The organism is Mesorhizobium sp. B4-1-3, assembly GCF_006439355.1.
Lineage (GTDB): Bacteria > Pseudomonadota > Alphaproteobacteria > Rhizobiales > Rhizobiaceae > Mesorhizobium.
This window is the reverse complement of record NZ_VFTG01000004.1, coordinates 136,039-151,220: the sequence shown is the minus strand read 5'-3', so window position 1 is coordinate 151,220 and position 15,182 is coordinate 136,039. Positions and strand designations below refer to the sequence as shown.

Annotated in this window: 15 protein-coding genes and 1 pseudogene; 11 read left to right on the top strand and 5 right to left on the bottom strand. The window is 65.0% G+C overall.

Annotated features, from left to right (window positions below):
• Positions 1 to 161: 161 nt before the first annotated feature.
• Both FJW06_RS07565 and FJW06_RS07560 read right to left on the bottom strand, forming a co-directional pair.
• The gene (locus FJW06_RS07565) at positions 162 to 1,448 is read right to left on the bottom strand and encodes a dihydroorotase (protein WP_140750198.1); all 1,287 of its coding nucleotides are present in this window, start codon (positions 1,446 to 1,448) and stop codon (positions 162 to 164) included.
• A complete protein-coding gene (locus FJW06_RS07560) occupies positions 1,445 to 2,410 on the bottom strand; it encodes an aspartate carbamoyltransferase catalytic subunit (RefSeq protein ID WP_140750195.1) in 966 nt (321 codons plus the stop codon). Before FJW06_RS07560 ends, FJW06_RS07565 begins: the two co-directional genes overlap by 4 nt.
• A gap of 200 nt (positions 2,411 to 2,610) precedes the next feature.
• Here FJW06_RS07560 and FJW06_RS07555 point away from each other — a divergent pair, with 200 nt between their 5' ends.
• From FJW06_RS07555 to FJW06_RS07545, 3 genes are all read left to right on the top strand, one after another.
• Entirely contained in the window at positions 2,611 to 4,239 is a 1,629-nt protein-coding gene (locus tag FJW06_RS07555; protein ID WP_140750193.1) for a DNA alkylation response protein, read from the top strand.
• 199 nt (positions 4,240 to 4,438) lie between these two features.
• A complete protein-coding gene (locus FJW06_RS07550) occupies positions 4,439 to 4,996 on the top strand; it encodes a hypothetical protein (protein WP_140750644.1) in 558 nt (185 codons plus the stop codon).
• Positions 4,996 to 5,337, top strand: coding sequence for a DUF6105 family protein (locus FJW06_RS07545; RefSeq protein WP_140750191.1), 342 nt, complete (start codon positions 4,996 to 4,998; stop codon positions 5,335 to 5,337). Before FJW06_RS07550 ends, FJW06_RS07545 begins: the two co-directional genes overlap by 1 nt.
• Here FJW06_RS07545 and ruvX read toward each other — a convergent pair.
• Positions 5,279 to 5,761, bottom strand: coding sequence for a Holliday junction resolvase RuvX (gene ruvX / locus FJW06_RS07540; RefSeq protein ID WP_140750189.1), 483 nt, complete (start codon positions 5,759 to 5,761; stop codon positions 5,279 to 5,281). The two genes, FJW06_RS07545 and ruvX, sit on opposite strands and share 59 nt — an antisense overlap.
• A gap of 117 nt (positions 5,762 to 5,878) precedes the next feature.
• Here ruvX and FJW06_RS07535 point away from each other — a divergent pair, with 117 nt between their 5' ends.
• The 5 genes from FJW06_RS07535 (at position 5,879) to FJW06_RS07515 (ending at position 9,871) form a co-directional block, all read left to right on the top strand.
• Positions 5,879 to 6,586 carry a metal-dependent hydrolase gene (locus FJW06_RS07535; protein WP_140750187.1) on the top strand — a complete coding sequence of 236 codons (708 nt, stop codon included), beginning with the start codon at positions 5,879 to 5,881 and terminating at the stop codon, positions 6,584 to 6,586.
• A 142-nt stretch (positions 6,587 to 6,728) separates the two neighbouring features.
• Positions 6,729 to 7,016, top strand: a complete 288-nt coding sequence (gene gatC, locus FJW06_RS07530; RefSeq protein ID WP_140750185.1) for an Asp-tRNA(Asn)/Glu-tRNA(Gln) amidotransferase subunit GatC — start codon at positions 6,729 to 6,731, stop codon at positions 7,014 to 7,016.
• 4 nt (positions 7,017 to 7,020) lie between these two features.
• Positions 7,021 to 7,479: a GNAT family N-acetyltransferase gene (locus FJW06_RS07525; protein ID WP_140750183.1), complete on the top strand. Its 459-nt coding sequence runs from the start codon at positions 7,021 to 7,023 to the stop codon at positions 7,477 to 7,479.
• Positions 7,479 to 9,044: an amidase family protein gene (locus FJW06_RS07520; RefSeq protein WP_140750181.1), complete on the top strand. Its 1,566-nt coding sequence runs from the start codon at positions 7,479 to 7,481 to the stop codon at positions 9,042 to 9,044. Before FJW06_RS07525 ends, FJW06_RS07520 begins: the two co-directional genes overlap by 1 nt.
• A gap of 29 nt (positions 9,045 to 9,073) precedes the next feature.
• Entirely contained in the window at positions 9,074 to 9,871 is a 798-nt protein-coding gene (locus FJW06_RS07515; protein WP_140750179.1) for a YdcF family protein, read from the top strand.
• On the opposite strand, the pseudogene FJW06_RS07510 reads toward FJW06_RS07515, so the two are convergent.
• Positions 9,844 to 10,562, bottom strand: a pseudogene (locus FJW06_RS07510) (DUF599 domain-containing protein). The gene FJW06_RS07515 and the pseudogene FJW06_RS07510 overlap by 28 nt on opposite strands.
• Before the next feature lie 178 nt (positions 10,563 to 10,740).
• Here FJW06_RS07510 and FJW06_RS07505 point away from each other — a divergent pair.
• The 3 genes from FJW06_RS07505 (at position 10,741) to FJW06_RS07495 (ending at position 13,540) form a co-directional block, all read left to right on the top strand.
• Entirely contained in the window at positions 10,741 to 12,144 is a 1,404-nt protein-coding gene (locus FJW06_RS07505) for an L-serine ammonia-lyase (protein WP_140750177.1), read from the top strand.
• An 84-nt stretch (positions 12,145 to 12,228) separates the two neighbouring features.
• A complete protein-coding gene (locus FJW06_RS07500; RefSeq protein ID WP_140750175.1) occupies positions 12,229 to 12,666 on the top strand; it encodes a DUF1489 family protein in 438 nt (145 codons plus the stop codon).
• Between the two features lie 175 nt (positions 12,667 to 12,841).
• Positions 12,842 to 13,540 (top strand): molecular chaperone DnaJ, encoded by a 699-nt coding sequence (locus tag FJW06_RS07495; protein ID WP_140750173.1) that lies wholly within the window; start codon positions 12,842 to 12,844, stop codon positions 13,538 to 13,540.
• Positions 13,541 to 13,583: 43 nt separating this feature from the next.
• Here the strand turns inward: FJW06_RS07495 and FJW06_RS07490 are convergent, their stop codons facing one another.
• Complete coding sequence (locus FJW06_RS07490) at positions 13,584 to 14,999, bottom strand: D-alanyl-D-alanine carboxypeptidase family protein (RefSeq protein WP_140750171.1); 1,416 nt, start codon at positions 14,997 to 14,999, stop codon at positions 13,584 to 13,586.
• Between the last annotated feature and the right edge of the window lie 183 nt (positions 15,000 to 15,182).

Sequence of the window (15,182 nt, the reverse complement as noted above, 5' to 3'; positions counted from 1 at the left end):
CGGGAGGGTTCGCCAAGCAATCCTGTGCCGTGCGGGCTCCGCAAGGCTCAAAACGATGGGGCGGTTCAGAATGACGTTTCGTTGAAGCGCCACCCTAATCTAACTTTTCGTCGGAGCATGACCTTTCTCCGAAAGCCGGTTTCCACTTTCGGGATCATGCTCTAGGCAGAAAACACCGTGCGACCCGCGACCATCGTCTGCAAGACCTTGCCCTGCAGGCGCGCGCCTTCAAAGCAGGTGTTCTTCGAACGCGAACGCAGGCCGCTTTCGCTGACGATCCACGGCTCGTCGAGATCAACGACCGCGAGATCGGCCGGCGCGCCCGGCTTCAGTGTGCCGCCCGGCAGGCCGAACAGTCGCGCCGGCGCCGTGGACAGCGTCTCGATCAGCCTGGTGAGCGGCACATCGCCGTTGTGATAGAGCCGCAGCGCCGCGCCAAGCAGCGTCTCCAGCCCGATCGCGCCGGCGGCGGCATCGGCGAAGGGGAGGCGCTTGGTGTCGACGTCCTGCGGGTCGTGCGAGGAGACGATGACGTCGATCGTGCCGTCCTTGATCGCTTCGATCATCGCCAGCCGGTCGTCCTCGGCGCGCAGGGGCGGGGTCAGCCGGAAGAAGGTGCGGTATTCGCCGACATCGTTCTCGTTGAGCGACAGATTGTGGATGGCGACCCCGGCCGTGACGTTGGCTCCGTCCGTCTTTGCCCGGTTCACCGCGCCGGCCGCCATCGCGGATGAGATCTTGGCCGCGTGATAGGCGCCGCCGGTCAGCCGCGCCAATGCCAGGTCGCGTTCGAGCGGGATCAGCTCGGCCTCGCGCGGAATGCCCGACAGACCGAGCCAGCTCGCATAGAGGCCTTCGTTCATCACACCGGATGACGCAAGGTTGGCATCCTGCGTCTCATGCGCGATGACGCCGCCAAAATCGCGCGCATAGGTCAGCGCGCGGCGCATCACCAGCGCATTGGCGATCGTATGCCGGCCGTCGGTATAGGCGACGGCGCCCGCCTCGCGCAGCAGGCCGAACTCGGTCATCTCGCGGCCTTCCAGGCCCTTGGTGATCGCGGCCGCCGGAAAGATGTTGACGCTTGCGGTATCGCGTGCCGTGCGCAGCACGAATTCGACCAGCGCCACATTGTCGATCACCGGGTCGGTGTCGGGCATCATGACGACGGAGGTGACGCCGCCGGCTGCCGCCGCCACGCTTGCCGAGGCGATGGTCTCACGATGCTCGCCGCCGGGTTCGCCGATGAAGACGCGCGCGTCGACAAGGCCCGGAATGATCGTCTTGCCGGCGCAATCGACGACGGTGGCGCCTTCCGGCACGCCCTGGTTCAATGCGGTTTTCCCGGCCGCGACGATCTTGCGGCCGTCGACGATAACGCTGCCGATCTCGTCCACGCCGCGCGACGGGTCGACGATGTGCGCCTTGCTGAAGACGGTCACGCTCATGCGCCGCGCCCCTCATGGTTGCGGCGCGGATCAAGCAGCGCTTCCATCACCGCCATGCGTACGGCCACCCCCATCTCGACCTGTTCCTGGATGACGCTTTGCGGTCCGTCGGCGATCTCGGAGGCAATCTCGACGCCGCGGTTCATCGGGCCGGGGTGCATGACCAGCGCATCGTCCTTGGCGGCTTTCAGCTTCTCGGCATCGAGGCCGAAATAGCGAAAATATTCGCGGATCGACGGCACGAAGGCGCCTTCCATGCGCTCGCGCTGCAGGCGCAGCATCATGACCACGTCGGCGTCCTTCAGCCCTTCTGCCATCGAGCGCGCGACGATCACGCCCATCCTGTCGATGCCGGAGGGCAGCAGCGTCGAGGGAGCCACGACGCGCACCTGCGCGCCGAGCGCGTTCAGAAGCATGATGTTGGAGCGGGCGACGCGCGAATGCAGGATGTCGCCGCAGATCGCCACGATCAGCTTTGACAGCGGACCCTTGGCGCGGCGGATGGTCAGCGCGTCGAGCAGCGCCTGGGTCGGGTGCTCATGCGCGCCATCACCGGCATTGACCACCGAGCAGCCGACCTTCTGGGCCAGCAGCGCAGCCGCACCGGCCGATTGGTGGCGGATGATCAGGATGTCGGGGCGCATGGCGTTGAGCGTCATCGCCGTGTCGATCAGCGTCTCGCCCTTCTTCACCGAGGAACTCGCCACCGACATGTTCATGACGTCGGCGCCGAGACGCTTGCCGGCCAGCTCGAAGGAGGACTGCGTGCGGGTCGACGCCTCGTAGAACAGGTTGATCTGGGTGCGGCCGCGCAGCGTCGAGGTTTTCTTTTCCGATTGCCGTGAGATCGCCACGGCCTGGTCGGCGCGATCGAGCAACAGCTCGATATCGGACGGGGACAGATCGCGGATGCCGAGAAGATGGCGGTGGGGAAAGAGCGGCAGGGACGAAGCGTCGGTCATCTCAAGGCGCTGCTATAGGGTGCGGCCCGGCCTGCGGCAAGCGCCAGCTTTGGATTGCGGGCGTTCTCCCCGGTATTTTCGTCGCGCGCCTTCCGCGGCTTGGGCTATAAGGCCCGGGGGCTCCGGATTCGCGACCGCGGCCTTGGAAATGCTAAGAACCTCTCGGCCAATTGAAGGATTGGGCAACTGAAGGATTGGGCGTGACCGACGAGGTGATCAACCAGCCGCCGCCGCTGGCAGGCGGCAATGCATGGCGGGGCGATCCGTTGCTCATCCAGCTTGCCGAGCGTTTTTCCGAGGCCGTGCGCAAGGATCTCGACGGCCTTGGCCGGTTCGTGATGACGCCGGAGGCGCAGGAGCTTGCCCGTCTCGCGAACACCGACACGCCGAAATTGCGCACCCATGACCGCCAGGGCCGGCGCCTCGACCTGGTCGAATATCACCCGGCCTACCACGCCTTGATGCGCCGCTCGATTGCCGGCGGCCTGCATTCTTCGGTGTGGGAAAACGGCGACGCCGAGATCGGCCGCCGCCATCAGGTGAGGGCGGCGCGTTTCTATCTGACCGCCGAACTCGAGACGGGGCATTTGTGCCCCATCACGATGACCAGCGCCTCGCTTGCGGCGCTGATGGCGAGCCCGAAGCTTTTCCGCGAATGGGCGCCGCGCGTGACGACGCGCAAATACGACCAGACGCAGAAGCCGCCGGTGCAGAAGACCGGCCTGACACTCGGCATGGGCATGACCGAGAAGCAGGGCGGCACCGATGTGCGCGCCAACACCACCAGGGCGGAGCGTACGGGAAGCGGGTTTTACCGGTTGACCGGCCACAAGTGGTTCATGTCGGCGCCGATGTCGGATGCCTTCCTGGTGCTTGCCCAGGCATCGGAGGGACTGTCCTGCTTCCTCGTTCCGCGCATCCTGGGCGATGGTTCCGGCAACGGCTTCCGCTTCCAGCGGCTGAAGGACAAGCTCGGCAATCGCTCCAACGCCTCGTCGGAGGTGGAGTTCGTCAATGCCATCGGTGAGATGGTCGGCGACCCGGGCGCCGGCGTGAAGACGATCATGGACATGGTGACGCTGACCCGGCTCGACTGTGCGGTCGCTTCGTCGGCGCTGATGCGGGCGGGCCTTGCGGAGGCTGTGCATCACACGCGCCATCGCCAGGTGTTCGGCTCGAACCTGATCGACCAGCCGCTGATGCAGCGGGTTCTGGCCGACATGGCGCTCGATGTCGCCGCGGCCACGGCGCTGTCATTCCGGCTGGCGCGTTCTTTCGACGAGGCGGCAAGCGATCGCGGCGAGGCGGCCTTTGCCCGCGCCATGACGCCGGTGGTCAAATACTGGGTCTGCAAGATCGCGCCGGCGCTGCTTTATGAGGCGATGGAATGCCTTGGCGGCAACGGCTATGTCGAGGAAGCGCCGCTTGCCCGCTTCTATCGCGAGGCGCCGGTCAACGCGATCTGGGAAGGATCGGGCAATGTCATGGCGCTCGACGTGCTGCGCGTGCTCGGCCGCGCGCCCGGCCTGTTCGAGGAAGTGCTCGCCGGCATCGACCGCGATCTCGGCGCCGGTGGGCGCGGCACCATCGGCGTGCTGAAGGCGGCCATGCAGGTGGCGGCGACCGACCAGGGCTCGGCGCGGCTGCTCACCGAACAGCTAGCGCTGTCGGCCGCGGCGGCGGAGCTGCGCCGGCTGGGAGCAGGGCGGATCGCCGACGCCTTCGTCGAAACGCGGCTGGGCGGCCAGTGGCGCACCACCTACGGCATGCTTGATTCGCGCCACGACGCGCGCATGATCATCGACACGCTCTATCCGCCGGTGACCTGATCCCGCTCTAAATCGAAGAGCATGATCCGAAAACCGCTTCACGCTGTTCGGCTTCATGGGCGGATTGCCTATCTGTGGATAGCTGTTAACCTTAACAAATGGTTTCCATTGCGGTGAGCCGTTGCAAAGCCCAATCTCCGTTTGCTGGAGTAGGGAAAGGTTAACCATGGCCTCCCCGAGCTCCGTCAGCGGGAAGCGTATGCGGCACGTGTTGAGCTCAGTTCTGGCCTTGCATTGGGCGGTGGTTTTCGCCCTGCTTGCCTATATCTGCATGGACGGCAGCCGCGGCATAGCGACGGCGCTTGGCGTGCTTGGCCTCTCAGTCAAGGCCAACGGGCTTCCCGAGCTTGAAAATGTTGCCGTTCTGGCGCCGCTTTCCATTGCGCTCCTGACCGTCGCGGTGTTGTTCTGCTGGGCCTTCGTCGAAACGCTGCTGAACGCGGCGGCAAGGCCGGACGCGGGCGAGAGCGTGGCGCGGATCGCCTTCATCGCGGCGTCGCTCCTGCTTTCGCTGATCCTCATCGGCGGCGTGGCGCAAGGCATAAACGGCCTGTTCATGATCGTCGCCATCCAGATGACGGCGCTGCTTGCCTCCTATGTCGCGGTGCTGGCCGAACGCCGCTCCAACTTTGCCGCAATGCATTTGCCCGAGGGCGATGTTCGCGCCGCCGCGCGCATGGCGATGAGCGCCGCGCACAGTTCGCTTCTTTCCCGCATATCCGGCCGCCCGGAAAACAAGCCTGGAGGCAGGCGCTGATGCGCACGATATTCACCCTCTGGGCTGCTCCGATGGCCATCTTCTGGGGATGGTTCTTCCTGTCGGCCAACGACATGAATTTCGGCTATGCGATGCTGAGCCGGCAGGTGCACGATTTCGCTTTCCAGCTCTACGGCCAGATTCTCGGCGTCGATCCGGCTATCATCCCGGGCATGGTGGCGCGGACCTGCGTTTTCGACTTTTTCCTGCTCATGGGGCTTTGGGCCTTCCGCCGCCGGCGCAACATCGCCGAATGGATCAAGCAGCGCCGGCAGAGCGATATCAGTTCCGATCAGCTCGGCCGAGCGACTGAAGCCGGTCCAACGCTCCCTGCAGAATAAAGGCGGCGGCCGCCGAATCGATCTTGCCGGCGCGCTTCTTGCGCGAGAAATCCATCTCGATCAGCGTCCGCTCGGCCGCGACCGTCGACAGCCGCTCGTCCCACAGCACGAAAGGCAGGTCGGAAAGCGGCGCCATGTTGCGGACGAAGGCGCGTGATTTTTGCGCACGAGGGCCTTCCGACCCGTCCATGTTGACGGGGAGGCCGAGCACGACGGCGCCGACATTGTCCTTCTCGAACTGCGCGAGCAACTGGGCGGCATCCAGCGAAAATTTCTTGCGCAGGATCACCGGGCGTGGATGAGCGAAAGACAGCCCGCGATCGGAGACCGCCATGCCGATCGTCTTGTCGCCGAGATCGAGCCCGGCAAGCGTCTTGCCGTCGGCAAGCCGCGCCGGCAGTTCCTCGATTGAAATAATGCCCAACGGCTTCCTCTGACATCCGGGCGTCACACATCCTTTTGACGGTGGAGAGCGCCGCGCTACTTTCAATTTGCCGCCAGCGTTCTATCCTTCGGCAACGGAAAAATCGAGGAAGGCATTATGAAACTGACCTGGTACGGACATTCGGCATTCCGCGTCGAGACCAAGGACGCCACCATTCTCATCGACCCCTATCTGGTCGGCAATCCGTCCTGGACGGGCGGTTGGGAAGGGCCGGCGGAAGGCGTGACCCACGTTCTCCTGACCCACGGCCACAATGACCATGTCAGCGGCGCCGTCGAGGTGCTGAAGAAGAGCGGCGCCATGCTGGTCGCCAATTTCGAGATCTGCATGTATCTCGTCGGCCAGGGCGTCAGCGGCGACAAGATCAACCCGGGCAATATCGGCGGCACCGTCGATTGCGGGCCGTTCACCACCACCTTTGTCCAGGCGCTGCACTCGTCCTCCTTCGGCGGCGACGGTGGCACGAACACCTATCTCGGCAATCCCGGTGGGCTGGTCCTGCATTTTCCCGAGGATAAGACGCTCTATCACATGGGCGACACCGACATCTTCTCGGACATGGGCCTGATCAACGAACTGCACGAACCGAAGATCGGCATCGTGCCGATCGGCGACCGCTTCACCATGGGCGGTGCGGTGGCGGCCCTTGCCTGCCGGCGATTCTTCAGCTTCGAGACCGTCGTTCCCTGCCATTTCGGCACGTTCTCGATGATCGACCAGACGGCCGACAAGTTCGTCACCGGCATGGAAGGCTCGGGCGTCCAGGTGGCGCTACCCGAGATCGGCAAGGCGATCACGATCTAGGCGCTTTGCTCCTCTGCGATGGGGGCGCGCTGCCTTGGGCGCCCCCTAAGCATCTCAAGGCCGATCGGCCGGCATGATCCATGTTGCGCGCTGAGCGCCGCGCCGCTATAGCCCGCACTGGTTTTCCCGAGGCGAAAAGAACATGTCCGTTGATCTTCAGACCGTGAAGCGCGTCGCGCGCCTTGCTCGTATCGCGGTGAGCGAGGAGGACGCCGAGCGCATGACCGGCGAACTGAACGCCATCCTCGGCTTCGTCGAACAATTGAACGAGGTCGATGTTTCGGGCGTCGAGCCGATGACCTCGGTCACGCCGATGGAGATGAAGAAGCGCGAGGATGTCGTGACCGACGGCAACAAGCCCGCCGACATCGTCGCCAATGCGCCGGCAACGGAAGAGAACTTCTTCCTCGTTCCGAAGGTGGTGGAGTAGGGCCGTGGCTGTCGAGATCGCCGTCGAGACGCCTTTGCAGGACGACGTGCGGGCGCTGGTCGCCGAGCTCAATGCCGCGCTGCTCGAACTGACCCCGCCCGAGCATTGCTATCATCTGACCGTCGAGCAGATGGCAGGCCCGGACACGACGGTGTTCATCGCGCGTGACAACGGCCTTGCCGTCGGTTGCGGCGCGCTCAAGCGCCATGATGGCGCGGTCGGTGAAGTCAAGCGCATGTACACCCGGCCTTCGCATCGCGGCCGCAAGATCGGCGCCGAGATCGTCGGACGCGTCGAGGGGCTTGCCCGGCAGGAAGGGCTGATGCGGCTGGTGCTGGAAACCGGCGATCGCCATCCCGCCGCCTGGACCGTCTATGAGCGCGCCGGATTCACGCGTTGCGGACCGGTGCTGGATTATCCCGACTCCGAATGGTCGGTGTTTTACGAAAAGAGCCTTGCCTGATGAGCGATCTCACACATCTCACCATTTCCGAGGCCCGCGCCAAGCTGCGCGGCAAGGAGATCTCCGCGGCCGAAATCACCGAGGCCTATCTCGCGGCCATCGATCGCGCCAATCCGGTGCTCAATGCCTATGTGGCTGTCACCGCCGACAAGGCGCGCGACATGGCAAAGACCTCCGATGCCAAGCTCGCCAAGGGCGAGGGCGGCGCGCTGGAGGGCATTCCGCTCGGCATCAAGGACCTGTTCGCCACCGAAGGCATCCATACTCAGGCCTGCAGCCACGTGCTGGACGGCTTCAAGCCGCGCTATGAATCGACCGTAACCAGCAATCTTTGGGCTGACGGCGCGGTGATGCTCGGCAAGCTCAACATGGACGAGTTCGCCATGGGCTCGTCCAACGAAACCTCCTATTACGGCCCGGTCATCAATCCGTGGCGGCGCTCGCGCCTAGACACGGTGGTGATGCCGACGACGCATCAGGGCGACGGTGGATTTGTCTCCGCGGGCGGCGCCAAGACCCAGCGCACGCTGGACAATGCCCAACTGGTGCCGGGCGGCTCGTCCGGCGGGTCCGCATCCTCCGTGGCCGCATTCCTGTGCGCCGGCGCGACCGCGACTGATACCGGCGGCTCGATCCGCCAGCCCGCCGCCCTGACCGGCACGGTCGGAATCAAGCCGACTTACGGTCGCTGCTCGCGCTGGGGCATCGTCGCCTTCGCCTCCTCGCTCGACCAGGCCGGGCCGATTGCGCGCGACGTGCGCGACGCCGCAATCCTGCTGAAATCGATGGCTTCCGTCGATCCGAAGGACACGACCTCGGTCGACCGCCCGGTGCCGGACTATGAAGCGGCGATCGGCAAGCCGATCAAGGGCATGAAGGTCGGCATTCCGAAGGAGTATCGTGTCGATGGCATGCCCCAAGACATCGAGGCGCTCTGGCAGCAGGGCATCGCCTGGCTGAAGGATGCCGGCGCCGAGATCGTCGACATCTCGCTGCCGCACACCAAATACGCCTTGCCGGCCTATTATATCGTGGCGCCCGCCGAGGCCTCGTCGAACCTCGCCCGCTATGACGGCGTGCGCTATGGCCTGCGCGTGCCAGGCAAGGACATCGTCGACATGTATGAGAAGACGCGCGCCGCCGGTTTCGGCCGCGAGGTCAAGCGGCGCATCATGATCGGCACCTATGTGCTGTCGGCGGGCTATTACGACGCCTACTACCTGCAAGCGCAGAAGGTGCGCACGCTGATCAAGCGCGACTTCGAGAATGTCTTCGCCGCCGGCGTCGACGTCATCCTGACGCCGGCGACCCCGTCGGCCGCCTTCGGCATCGCCGACGAGGACATGGCCTCCGATCCGGTCAAAATGTACCTCAACGACATCTTCACCGTGACGGTGAACATGGCGGGTCTTCCCGGCATTTCCGTGCCGGCCGGCCTCGACGGCAAGGGCCTGCCGCTCGGCCTGCAGCTGATCGGCCGCCCGTTCGACGAGGAAACGCTGTTCCAGACGGCCAATGTCATCGAGGAGGCAGCGGGCAAATTTCAGCCGGAAAAGTGGTGGTAGCATCGTCCCCTCCGACGAGAGGGTGAGGGATGTTCTACTATCTGTCGAAAATCTTCTGGTTCTTCGGCCAACCGATCAACCTGGCTATCTTCCTGCTGCTCGCCGGCCTGCTGGCAGCGCTGTTCCGGCGCCGTCGGCTGGCAGCGACGGGGAGCTTGCTCGGCGTCGCTATCCTGGTTCTTTCGGCCTGGACGTCGGTCGGCGCGATGATGCTGACGCCACTGGAAGAACGCTTTCCGAAGCCGCCATTGCCCGATAAGGTCGACGGCATCATCGTGCTTGGCGGCGGCTTCGAAGGCGCCATCAACCTGGCGCGCGGCGGCTATGAGTTGAACAGCAGCGGCGACCGGATGGTCGAGACCGCGATCCTGGCGAGACGCTTTCTCCAAGCGAAGATCGTGGTGTCCGGCGGCAACGGTTCGCTTTTCCTCGACGGCGAGGGCGACGCCGACACGGCACCGCGCCTGCTTGGGGCGCTCGGCGTCTCCGCCGATCGGATGATCCTCGAGGACAAATCGCGCAACACTTACGAGAACGCTGTCTTCTCGCGAAAGCTCGTCGAGCCGAAACCGGGCGAGACCTGGCTGCTGGTCACGTCGGCTTTCCACATGCCGCGCGCCAAGGCGCTGTTCGACAAGGCGGGTTTTGCGGCCATTCCGTGGCCGGTCGATTATCGCACCTCAGGCAGGGAAGGCGTCGGCTTCTATCGCGACAATCCCGTCGACTCGGTGCAGGCGACCACCATCGCGGTGCGCGAATGGATCGGGCTTTTCGCCTACCGGCTCTCGGGCAAGATCGATCAGTTCTTTCCCGGACCGGGCGGCTGACCGAGCACAGCCCGCCGCGCCGCCGAGAAGAACTGACGGCGCACCAGCACCGCCAACAACACCAGCGTCGACATGACGAAGACGACCGGATCGACGAACCAGCCGAGATAGCCGATCGAGAAGAAAACGGCGCGCAGGCCGGAGTTGAAGTGCTTGCCGGGAGCAGGTTCATGCGCGTCGCCCGCCACACCGCCGTTTCGCTTACCGGATTGCGTGAGGCCGGGCCATGCGGGGTAGGCACTGCGCCGATCAGGATCGAGCAATAGTTGAACAGGCGGTACGCCCAGCCGAATTTGAAGAAGGCGAAGGCCAGGATAAGCATCAGGCCGAACACCTTGATCTGGAAGGCTTCGTGCGACGTGGCCGCGCCAAAGGGCAGGTCGGCCAGCACCTGAAGCACGCGGTCCGAGGCGCCGAGCAGGGCAAAGCAGCCGCCAAGCGCGATCAGCGAGCTCGAGGCAAAGAAGGCGGTGCCTTGCTGCAGGCCGCCCATAATGGCGGTGTCGACGATGCGGATCTCGCGCTCGGCCATGTTGCGCATCCAGGCTTCGCGCTGGGCGTTCATGGCGGTCGTCAGCGAGACGCGGCTGATCAGCCTGCCGTCCGAGGCGAGCGTGTGCAGCACCCAGACCGCCAGGAAGAAGGTCAAAGCCCCCAGATCTGCCATTGAAAGATGGAGTGAGTCGCCCATGATTCTTGTAACACGGGCCGGACCGGCGCTTCGACAGGCGCCCGATGCGCCGGCATTGCGATGTCGCTGGCGGAGCAAACAAGGTCGGCAGTCGCCGCGCCGCGATTTGCAAAACAGCGGAAACATCGCGGGAATTCCTATATGTAATTTTGATCGGCCTCCAGGAGACAACGGCCCCGTGTTCCTTTCGGTTTTCGACCTGTTCAAGATCGGCATCGGCCCATCGAGCTCGCACACGATGGGGCCGATGACGGCCGCGCGCCGTTTCCTCGACGAGATCCTGGCCGAGGACTGGCCGCGGCCGGCGGGTGTGAAAGTCGACCGCATCGGCGCCAGCCTGCATGGCTCGCTCGCCTATACCGGCATCGGCCATGGCTCGGATCGCGCCGTGATCCTCGGCCTGGCCGGCCAGACGCCGCAGACGGTCGATCCGGACGAGGCCGACGGCATCGTCGCCCGCATCGGGGCGGAGAAGCGGATTTCACCGCCCGGGCATCCGGCATACCGTTTCGATCCAGCCAAGGACCTCGTGCTCGACCGCAAGACGCCGCTCACCGGCCACGCCAACGGCATGGCCTTCTATGCCTATGACGCATCCGACCGGCTGCTGCTCAAGCGCATCTATTACTCCATCGGCGGCGGCTTCGTCGTTTCCGAGGAAGAGCTGCAGCGCATGAAGGCCAAGGGCTCGGTGACGACCGAGGGCAAGAAGGTGCCGTATCCATTCAAGAATGCCGTCGAGATGCTGGCGATGGCGGCAAAGAGCGGGCTCTCTATCGCCGAGATGAAGCGCGCCAACGAGGAAAAGCATATGTCACGCGAGGAGCTCGATGCCGGCCTCGACGCGATCTGGGGCGCGATGAAAGGCTGCATCGACCGCGGCCTGTCGCAGGACGGCATCATGCCGGGTGGGCTGAAGGTGCGCCGCCGCGCGCGGCAACTGCATGACAAGCTGCAGGAACAGTGGCAGCAGAACCGGCCCAATCCCTTGCTCGCCAATGACTGGCTGTCGATCTACGCCATGGCCGTCAACGAGGAGAACGCCGCCGGCGGCCGCGTCGTCACCGCGCCGACCAATGGCGCGGCCGGCACGCTGCCGGCGGTGCTGCGCTACTGGCTGCATTTCCATCCCGAAGCGGACCAGCCGAGCATCCGCGACTTCCTGCTGACGGCCGCCGCCGTTGGCGGCATCATCAAATCGAACGCCTCGATCTCGGGCGCCGAAGTCGGTTGCCAGGGCGAGGTGGGTTCCGCTTCGGCGATGGCCGCCGCTGGGCTTTGCGCGGTCATGGGCGGCACGCCCGAGCAGGTGGAGAACGCCGCCGAGATCGCGCTCGAGCATCATCTTGGCATGACCTGCGATCCCGTTGGCGGCCTTGTGCAGGTGCCCTGCATCGAGCGCAATGCGCTGGGCGCGGTGAAGGCCGTGACCGCCGCCTCCTTGGCCATCAAGGGCGACGGCACGCATTTCGTGCCGCTCGACGCTGCGATCGAGACCATGCGCCAGACCGGCCTCGACATGAACGAGAAGTACAAGGAAACCAGCCTCGGCGGCCTGGCGGTCAATGTGGTGGAGTGCTGAGGTCTTATTGAGACCCGCGCCTAGCCCTGTGGAGAAGTCCCTCAAGGCGTTGACGCGTCAACCCTTGCGGCTAAATCTTGGGGCATGTCACTCAATCTGATCAAACTCTGCGTCGGCTGCGATAGCATCGAGGACCTTGAAGAGTGGATCGCCTTCCGCCTCGACGAGCGGCGCCGCGCCGGCGAGCCGGCCGAACACTGGCACACCACCCGCATGGTGCCGACGCGCGGTAGCGAGATCACGGATGGCGGGTCGCTCTATTGGGTGATTAAGGGCAGCGTGCAGTGCCGGCAACTGATCACCGAGATCAGGCCCTTCACCGACGATGAAGGCATCGGCCGCTGTCATCTTGTGCTCGATCCCGAGGTCATGCGCACCGAGTGGCAGCCGCGCCGCGCTTTCCAGGGCTGGCGTTACCTCAAGCCCGCCGATGCGCCGGCCGATCTCGGCAAGGGCAGGGCGGCGCTCGCCGAGATGTCGCCGAAGCTCAGGCTGGAACTTGCCGAACTCGGCCTGCTCTAGGCTGCGTTGACATTCAGGTGATCCCGGCCTGACCTGAATCTCAACACACCCGGCGCGGCTTTGCGGATCGTCCTCTGCGCTGGCCCTTTGGCTCGCCTGATGTGGGACTTGCAAGCGCCAGACCTTGGTCCCATCCTATTTCTATGCTCGGTCGTCTCTGTGGCGGTGCTAACCGATGGGTGTGATCCTCGCTTTGGCAGCGGTGCTCGTGGTGCTTTTCGGCGCCGCGTTGCTCTTTGTGCGCGCGGACGCGGCAAGGATGGCCGACGGTCTGAGATCGCTCGGGCCGGCCTTCCTTGGGCTGGTCGGCGCGCCCATGCTGATCTTCGGTCGCAGCCTTATCGGCGGACTGCTGCTGCTCGCGGCGCTGGCCTGGGTCGGCTGGATACGCACGAGGCGGCCGGTGGCCAGGGCGGCGGCATCCAAGCACTCGACGGTGCGCACTGCAGCGCTGGAGATGGACCTCGACCATGACAGCGGCAGGCTTGAGGGGCTCGTTCTGGCCGGGCGCTATGAGGGCAAGATGCTTGGGGCGATGGGGCTGACCGACCTGCGCCAGCTCCATGGTGAACTCAGCCCCGATCTCGAGAGCCGCCAGCTTCTAGAGACGTATCTTGACGGCCGTTTTCCCGTCTGGCGCAAGGACGCGCAGCCGCACGGTGGCGAAGGGCTGGGTGTTGCGCCAGGTGCGGGCGCCATGACTAAGGAGGAGGCCTACAAGGTCCTTGGTCTTGAAGCGGGGGCTGCCGCGGCGGATATCCGCAAGGCGCACCGCCGCCTGATGCAGCGCCTGAACGCCGACGTCGGCGGCACGTCTGTCCTGGCGGCGCGGATCAATGAAGCCAAGGACGTCTTGCTCTCCAATCACGATTAGTCTCCTTCGACGCCGGTACCTTCCGGGAGATTTCAACAGCCGCCTACTGCTCGACGGCGTAGCACGAGATTTTCTTGCGTTTCAGCGCATCGCAGGCCTTCCAGGCGGCGTCCTTCGAGCCGAAGCCGCCGAAGCGGGCGCGGTAGTAGGTGGTGCCGTCCTTGTCGAAGGCGACGGTGAAGCCGGAAGCGTCGGCCAGGATCTTCGGCGCCTGCTTGGCGGTCTGGTCGAGCAGGCTCTGAGCGCCCGACTTCGTGGGTGAAGAGGCAATCTGAACCACCCAGCCGGACGGCACCGACGACGTCTTGACAGGATCGATCGCGGGCGCGGCGGGCGCCGGCTCGGCATAGGCGGCGACGCCGGTGTCCTCAGCTTTGGGAGCCGGCGCCATGGCTGCTATCGCGACCGTCTTGACCTTGCGGGCCTTGAGCACCGGCTTGGTCTCTTCCGCGACCTGCTGGGTATCGTCCTTAACGTCGTCGGCCGAGGCAACGACGGTGTCGTCCGTTGCCGGCTTGGCGTCCGGTGTCGGCGCGTCATGCTTGGGCAGCAAGGCCTTGGCCAGCGTCTTGTCCGGATTGTCTTTGGCCTTGGCGATGAGATCGCCGCCGCCGCGCGTCGAGGCGCGGGGCAGATAGGTGTTGATCAGCGCGGCCATCTGGTTATCGCGGCTGCGGCCGGAAGCGCCGCCCATCACCACCGCGACGAGGCGGCGGTCGCCGTCGGCGACGGAGGAGACGAGATTGTAGCCCGAGGCGCGGGTGTAGCCGGTCTTGATGCCGTCGACGCCCTTGATGCGGCCAAGCAGGCGGTTGTGGCCGTTGATGCGCTGGCGGCCATACAGGAACGAGCGCTGCGAGAAATAGCCGTAATATTGCGGGAAGTGCTCGCGCAGCGCGATGCCCAGCATTGCCATGTCGTGCGCCGTTGTGAACTGGCCCGGGTCGGGCAAGCCGTTGGCGTTGCGGAAAACGGTGCCGTTCATGCCGAGCTGGCGCGCCTTGGCCGTCATCATGCGGGCGAAATTGTCTTCGCTGCCGCCGAGCAACTCGCCGAGCGCGGTGGCGGAGTCGTTGGCCGATTTCGTCACCATCGAAAGGATCGCGGTCTCGACCGGAACCGAGCCGCCGGCGCGCACGCCGAGCTTGGTCGGCGGCTCGGACGCGGCATGCGCCGAATACGGTACCGGCGTATCCTTGCTGATCCTGCCCTTCGCCAGCGCCTCGAAGGTGAGGTAGAGCGTCATCATCTTGGTGAGCGATGCCGGATAGCGCCGGCCGTTGGCGTCGGCAGAATAGAGCACCTTACCGGTCTTGGCATCGACCACGATGGCCGCGGACTTCGCGGCAAGCGCCGACGCGACATCGGCGGCGACAATTGTCACCGCGAGCGCGGCGACCATGATCGCCTTGAGGGAGAATGAAGATTTGGAGACGAAGCCCGACAACGCCTGACGCACCGTTACTTACCCTGAAATTTCGTTGCCCCGGAGGCGGCTAAGGGACTGCCTGCCTCGCTTCCGGCCAAGCTATCGCGCGCAGCGTTACCAATCCGTTTATGGTAACCGCCGCGTTCACCATTTTTCGGCAAATCGAGCTTCTCTTTAATCGAATTTTACCGGCCGGGGGCGCTGGAGCCCCCG

Bases quoted from the DNA above. Each gene is read 5' to 3' on its own strand.
- FJW06_RS07565 (WP_140750198.1), bottom strand. From the start codon at position 1,448: ATGAGCGTGACCGTCTTCAGCAAGGCGCACATCGTCGACCCGTCGCGC.
- FJW06_RS07495 (WP_140750173.1), top strand. From the start codon at position 12,842: ATGGGTGTGATCCTCGCTTTGGCAGCGGTGCTCGTGGTGCTTTTCGGC.
- FJW06_RS07535 (WP_140750187.1), top strand. From the start codon at position 5,879: ATGAAACTGACCTGGTACGGACATTCGGCATTCCGCGTCGAGACCAAG.
- gatC (WP_140750185.1), top strand. From the start codon at position 6,729: ATGTCCGTTGATCTTCAGACCGTGAAGCGCGTCGCGCGCCTTGCTCGT.
- FJW06_RS07515 (WP_140750179.1), top strand. From the start codon at position 9,074: ATGTTCTACTATCTGTCGAAAATCTTCTGGTTCTTCGGCCAACCGATC.
- FJW06_RS07560 (WP_140750195.1), bottom strand. From the start codon at position 2,410: ATGACCGACGCTTCGTCCCTGCCGCTCTTTCCCCACCGCCATCTTCTC.
- FJW06_RS07520 (WP_140750181.1), top strand. From the start codon at position 7,479: ATGAGCGATCTCACACATCTCACCATTTCCGAGGCCCGCGCCAAGCTG.
- FJW06_RS07500 (WP_140750175.1), top strand. From the start codon at position 12,229: ATGTCACTCAATCTGATCAAACTCTGCGTCGGCTGCGATAGCATCGAG.
- FJW06_RS07550 (WP_140750644.1), top strand. From the start codon at position 4,439: ATGCGGCACGTGTTGAGCTCAGTTCTGGCCTTGCATTGGGCGGTGGTT.
- FJW06_RS07545 (WP_140750191.1), top strand. From the start codon at position 4,996: ATGCGCACGATATTCACCCTCTGGGCTGCTCCGATGGCCATCTTCTGG.